The following is a 5,501-nucleotide window of genomic DNA, read 5'->3' as shown; positions in this document are numbered from 1 at the left end:
GAGGTTTTCCTGCCACTGTCGATCATCGCCGCGCGCGGCGGCGCCGGCGTCGCCGACACGCTGTCGACGATTTTCGGCCTGGTATGGGCGCTGCTGTTCGCGCTATTTCTATTGTTCAATCGCGACCGGCTGCGCATTGGCGACCTGCTTGCCGGAACCTGGGTGGTGGAGACGCCGAAACTCAAGCTGGTCGAGGACCTTTCGCGGCGAAGGGATCCGGTCGTCAGGCGCTTCCATTTCAGCCCGGCGCAGCTCGACGCCTATGGCATCGCCGAATTGCACAAGCTGGAAGAAGTGCTGCGCCGCGGCGATTATTCCGCCATGAAAGCTGTGGCGGAAACGATCGGGCGCAAGATCGGCGCGCAGGTCGAGCCGGTCGATTCGAACGCCTTTTTGACCGCCTACTACGGTGATCTGAGGGCGCATCTCGAGCGCAAGCTGCTGCTCGGCAACCGCAAGGTGGACAAATACGCGCGGTAGCGCGGGGCCAAGCCGAGTCTGGCGTGCTCTAACTCAGCCACTTCTCGTAGTCGGCCACCAGCAGATGCACCGGGGCGACATCTTCGTCGATGTTGGAGAAGCGGCCGATCGGTTCGCGGAAGACATTGTCGGTGAGATCGTCGTTGACGGTCGACACCTCGCCGATCAGCACATCCTTGCCCTCGGCCCAGAAGGCATGCCAGACGCCTGGCAGCAGCGTGACGCTCTGGCCAGGGTCGAGCTTCAGCAGGCCGCCAGCCGGCAGCCTGTGGATGGTTCCGTCGACAGGCACCGACACCTCGGCCTTGGGGTCGATGCCGCCGTCGCGGTCGTGCATGAACAGTTCCAGCACCAGTTTGCCGCCGCCACGGTTGATGATGTCCTCGGCCTTGATGTTGTGGCGGTGCATCGGCGACAGCTGGTCCTTGCGCGAGATCATGATCTTCTCGGCATACAGCATGCCCATGCCCTTCTTCATGTCCTCGTAGCGGCCGTTGCGCACGGTGAACAGGAACAGGCCAAGCTCGTTGAATTTTTCCTGGCCATAGTCGGTGATATCCCAGCCGAGACGCGAGGTATAGATCGCCGAGGAATCGATCTGGCGCGCTTTCATCTCCTCGGGCGACCAATAGGCGAAGGGGGGCATGATGTAGCCGAACGAGCGGATGAAAGCGTCGGCTTCGCGGATGATGTCGTTGATGGCGGAGCGTTTCATGATCGTGACCCTTCGTGTACACGCTTTAGGTTGTTGGATGTCGTCATCCCAAAGCCGCTGGGCACTTTTGGGCGACATGCATTGCAAATCGCATAGCCGAACGCCGCCGCGGTGTCGATCCATCTCGCCGTCCGCCGCGCCCTGCGCCACGCGCGGATGGCCCAGCGGTCCGGTCCGCTGGCCGGGTGACATCACGCGCTTTCGGGCTCATAAACCCTGCGAATTCTTACAGGGATAAAAGATGCCGACCATCCACGACCTTGATACGCCGTCGATCCTGATCGACGCCGCGCGCGCCGAAGCCAACATTGCCCGCGCACAGGCCCATGCCGACAGGAACGGGCTGAAGCTGCGGCCGCATATCAAGACGCACAAGCTGCCCTATTGGGCGAAGAAGCAGGTGGCGGCGGGCGCCGTCGGCATAACCTGCCAGAAGATCGGCGAGGCCGAGGTGATGGCTGATGCCGGATTGTCAGATATCTTTCTGCCCTACAACATTCTCGGTCGCGCCAAGCTGGAACGGCTGAAGGCGCTGCACGGCCGCGTAACCCTGTCGGTCACAGCGGACAGCGCGGAAACGCTGGAAGGGCTGGCGGCGGCCTTCTCCGATACCGGCCATCCTCTCCAGGTTCTGGTCGAATGCGACACCGGCATGGGTCGATGCGGCGTGCAAACGGCTGATGAGGCGGTTGCGTTGGCAAGGCTGATCGACAAGGCTCGCGGCCTCGCCTTCGGCGGGCTGATGACCTATCCGGCCGCTGGCCGCGCCGCCGAGGCCGAAGCTTGGCTTGCGGAAGCCAAGCAGGCGCTGGCCGCTTCAGGCCTCGCTTGCGAACGCATCTCCAGCGGCGGCACCCCGGACATGTGGCGCTCCAGCGATGCATCGATCGTCACCGAGTATCGCCCTGGCACCTACATCTATCTCGACCGCTATCAGGTCGCCAAGGGCGTCGGCACCTTGAGCGATTGTGCGCTGACGGTGCTGTCGACGGTGGTCAGCCATCCGACAGCGACACGCGCCATCCTCGATGCGGGCAGCAAGGCGCTATCCAGTGACACGCTGGGGCTGAAAGACTTTGGCGAGCTGCTCGGCGCTCCCGACGCAAGGGTCACCGGGCTCAGCGAAGAACACGGGACCGTCACGCTTTCCGGTAACGCGAAGCTGCGCATCGGCGAGCGCGTACGCGTGGTGCCCGACCATTGCTGCGTGGTCACCAATCTGTTCAACGAGGTCAACCTGATCGACGGCGAGCAGGTGCTCGAAACGCTGGCGGTCGCAGCACGCGGGCTGATGACCTGACCGCTATGGCCCACTGACAGGCGGGATCAGGCTAGTTGCCGCTCCGCCTGCCGAGCCGCTACCCGCCGCATGGCGATCACCCGGCGACGGCGGATTTCGGTGCGCATCGCCATCAGGTGCAGCGTGAAGAACAACGCCGTGAAACCGACAGCCATGACCAGCAGCGGCCAGAGCAGGCTAGGGTCGATGGTCGGGCCGTCCATCCTGAACACCGATGCCGGCTGGTGCAGCGTGTTCCACCAATCGACCGAGAACTTGATGATCGGTATGTTGATGAAGCCGACCAGCGTGATGATGGCGGCGGCCCAGGCGGCGCGGCTGGCATCGTCGAGCGCACGAGTCAGCGCGATGATGCCGAGATACATCAGGAACAGCACGAAGACGGAAGTCAGGCGCGCGTCCCAGACCCACCAGGTGCCCCACATCGGCTTGCCCCAGATCGAACCGGTGATCAGCGCCAGTGCGGTGAAGACGGCGCCGATGGGGGCCGCGGATTTCAGCGCGACATCGGCCAGCGGATGCCGCCAAACCAGCGTGCCAAGGGCAGAGGCCGCCATCAGCGAGTAACACATCATGGCGAGCCAGGCGAAGGGCACATGGATGTACATGATGCGCACGGTGATGCCCTGCTGGAAGTCCTCAGGCGCAGCGAAACTCATATAAAGCCCGACGGCAAGGATGAGCGCGGCGATTGTCGCCAGCCACGGCACAACCTTGTCGGCCAGCCCGACGAAGCGCGTCGGGTTGGCAAGGTCCATCCAGCCGCTCAGGCGTGAAGTCGTGTCGCTCATGCGGCTTTACATAAACCGTCGGCGCGACCGGGGCAATCGAGCGGCGGTGTCGCAGGCTTGGTTGCCCTCCCTTCCCCTTGCCGGGAGGGGCGTTGCGAAGCGCGGGGGCGAAGCTGCCCCCACCTGGATCTTCGGTCCGACCTCCCACGAGGGGAGGCAAACGATGATGCTTACGCGGCCTCGCCCTGCACGGAGCGGCTGAGGCGGCGGACTTCTTCGTCGTTGAGCAGGCCGCCGGCACGAAGCAGGCTGGCGAAGCGGCCGTTGCGCAGCGACAATTCGGCGAAGCCGCCCGTTTCGACCACCCTGCCCTTGTCCATGAACACGACCAGATCGGCGTCGCGAACCGTGGTCAGGCGGTGGGCGATGATGAAGGTCGTACGGTCGCGCCGCAATTCGTCGATCGCTTCCTTGACGCGGTCCTCGGTCTCGACGTCGAGCGCGCTGGTCGCCTCGTCGAGCACCAGGATCGGGGCGTCCTTCAATACGGCGCGAGCGATGGCGATGCGCTGGCGCTCGCCGCCGGAGAGCTGGCCGCCACGTTCGCCGACCACCGTGTCGTAGCCATTGCTCTTGGCCAGGATGAAGTCCTGCGCGGCAGCCGCGACGGCGGCGGCATGGATCTCGTCATTGCTGGCGTCGGCGCGGCCGACACGGATGTTGTCCTCGATGGAGCGGTTGAGCAGCCCGGCATCCTGGAACACCGTGGCGATCGAATGGCGCAGCGACTTGCGCGTCACGGTGCGGGTGTCAATGCCGTCGATCAGGATGCGGCCGCTGGACGGCGAGAAGACGCGCTGCAGCAAATTGATCAGCGTGGTCTTGCCGGCTCCCGTCGGTCCGACGATGGCGACGGTCTGGCCTGCCTGAACCTCGAAGGACACGTCGCTGACGCCCTGTCCCGAATTGGCGAATTCGAAGCAGACATCCTCGAAGCGGACATGGCCGGTGACATTGGTGAGTTCGCGCAGGCCATCCGGTTCGGCGGCATCGGCGGCCGAGTCCTCGAGCTTGTAGAATTCCTCGAGCTTGGCACGAGCCTCCGAAATCTGGTTGGCGAAAGCCGACATCTGGTCGAGCCGCGAGATCAGCAGCGTGGCGAAGCCGGTGAAGGCGATGACATCACCGACACGCAACTGCCCATGGGTCACCAGATAGGCCCCGATCAGGAGCACAACCATCATCGAGATGGTCGACGACAGGCGATTGAGCGCATTGGCAATGGCCCACCAGTCGAGCACAGGGTTCTGCGCGTCGAGCAGGTTCTTGACGTAGCGGCGCAGCGTCTCGGCCTCATGGCCAAGGCGGTTGTAGCTCTGGAGAACGGCGACGTTGCTCACGGAGTCCGTCACATGGGCGAACACCTTGTGGTAATGGCGCTCGACGGCGGCCTGGCCCGCCTTGGTGCGCTTCATCACCAGACGGCCGATGCCGACATAGAGCACTCCAAGCGCGAGCAGCACCATCGACATACGCACATCCATGCTGAGTGCCGTCGGCACAAGCAGGACGAGCGCGACAGCCGTGGACAGATGCTGGCGCATGAATTCGAGCCACAGGCTGAACAGCGTCTCAACGGCACGCAGCAGCGTGTGCAGGGCGTTGGACGTGCCGCGCTGATGATGCCAGGCGAGCGGCATCGTGATGACGCGCTCGAAGGACTGGCACAGCACTTCGCTGCGCCGCGCGTGAGCAAAGCGGTCGGCGCCGCGCGCCACCAGGACGAAAGCGATGACGTTGAAGGCGCCCAAACCGGCCCACACGGCAAGCGTGGAGAATACCGAGCCATGCGCGGAGATGGCATCGATCACCCGGCCAAACATGATCGGCTCCAGGATGGCGATCGCGGCAAGTGCGACATTGGCGCCGCAAATCAGCGCGACGCGCTTCTTGTCGGCGGCCAGATAGCCCAGCGCTCTCCAATAGATCTGCAGAAGTGACACTTCAGCTACTCCGCCAATTCTCTACTGTGCTCAATGCCGTATTGTGCACTGCACCATTGCTTGACACGTAACGGTTGACGCGTCGCAAAACAATGCCCGTCTATCGCTTCCGTTCCCATTTAGCGAACAAAAGATGACGACGGTGCGAAATCTGACGTGATCACCTAACGGTTTGAGATAAAAGGTGAAATGCCAGCCTTGCGGCAAAATCATGGCAGTGGCCGAGCGCTGCCACATTTTTAATCACAGCGGGCGTGCATGAAGTGTCGGGC

The 5,501-nt window shown here is 63.4% G+C and carries 4 protein-coding genes and 1 pseudogene; 2 read left to right on the top strand and 3 right to left on the bottom strand.

Annotation, left to right across the window (positions count from 1 at the left end; genetic code table 11):
* A pseudogene (locus C1D09_RS00260) lies at nt 1-480 on the top strand (RDD family protein); the annotation flags it as partial.
* A gap of 28 nt (nt 481-508) precedes the next feature.
* Here C1D09_RS00260 and C1D09_RS00255 read toward each other — a convergent pair.
* Nucleotides 509-1,195 (bottom strand): D-lyxose/D-mannose family sugar isomerase, encoded by a 687-nt coding sequence (locus C1D09_RS00255; RefSeq protein ID WP_143972441.1) that lies wholly within the window; start codon nt 1,193-1,195, stop codon nt 509-511.
* Between the two features lie 241 nt (nt 1,196-1,436).
* On the opposite strand from C1D09_RS00255, the gene C1D09_RS00250 reads away from it, so the two are divergent.
* Nucleotides 1,437-2,495 carry a D-TA family PLP-dependent enzyme gene (locus tag C1D09_RS00250; protein ID WP_143972440.1) on the top strand — a complete coding sequence of 353 codons (1,059 nt, stop codon included), beginning with the start codon at nt 1,437-1,439 and terminating at the stop codon, nt 2,493-2,495.
* Nucleotides 2,496-2,521: 26 nt separating this feature from the next.
* Here the strand turns inward: C1D09_RS00250 and C1D09_RS00245 are convergent, their stop codons facing one another.
* Together C1D09_RS00245 and C1D09_RS00240 are read right to left on the bottom strand one after the other, a co-directional pair.
* Nucleotides 2,522-3,286 (bottom strand): heme ABC transporter permease, encoded by a 765-nt coding sequence (locus C1D09_RS00245; protein WP_143972439.1) that lies wholly within the window; start codon nt 3,284-3,286, stop codon nt 2,522-2,524.
* Between the two features lie 170 nt (nt 3,287-3,456).
* The gene (locus C1D09_RS00240) at nt 3,457-5,229 is read right to left on the bottom strand and encodes a glucan ABC transporter ATP-binding protein/ permease (RefSeq protein WP_143972438.1); all 1,773 of its coding nucleotides are present in this window, start codon (nt 5,227-5,229) and stop codon (nt 3,457-3,459) included.
* Between the last annotated feature and the right edge of the window lie 272 nt (nt 5,230-5,501).

The sequence above is a fragment of the Mesorhizobium intechi genome (assembly GCF_002879535.1).
Taxonomy (GTDB): Bacteria; Pseudomonadota; Alphaproteobacteria; order Rhizobiales; family Rhizobiaceae; genus Mesorhizobium; species Mesorhizobium intechi.
Note: the sequence above shows the minus strand (reverse complement) of the source record. Positions and strands in the feature narration are given on the sequence as shown.

Excerpts from the sequence above, each read along its gene's own strand:
- C1D09_RS00255 (WP_143972441.1), bottom strand. The coding sequence starts at position 1,195 with ATGAAACGCTCCGCCATCAACGACATCATCCGCGAAGCCGACGCTTTC.
- C1D09_RS00250 (WP_143972440.1), top strand. The coding sequence starts at position 1,437 with ATGCCGACCATCCACGACCTTGATACGCCGTCGATCCTGATCGACGCC.
- C1D09_RS00245 (WP_143972439.1), bottom strand. The coding sequence starts at position 3,286 with ATGAGCGACACGACTTCACGCCTGAGCGGCTGGATGGACCTTGCCAAC.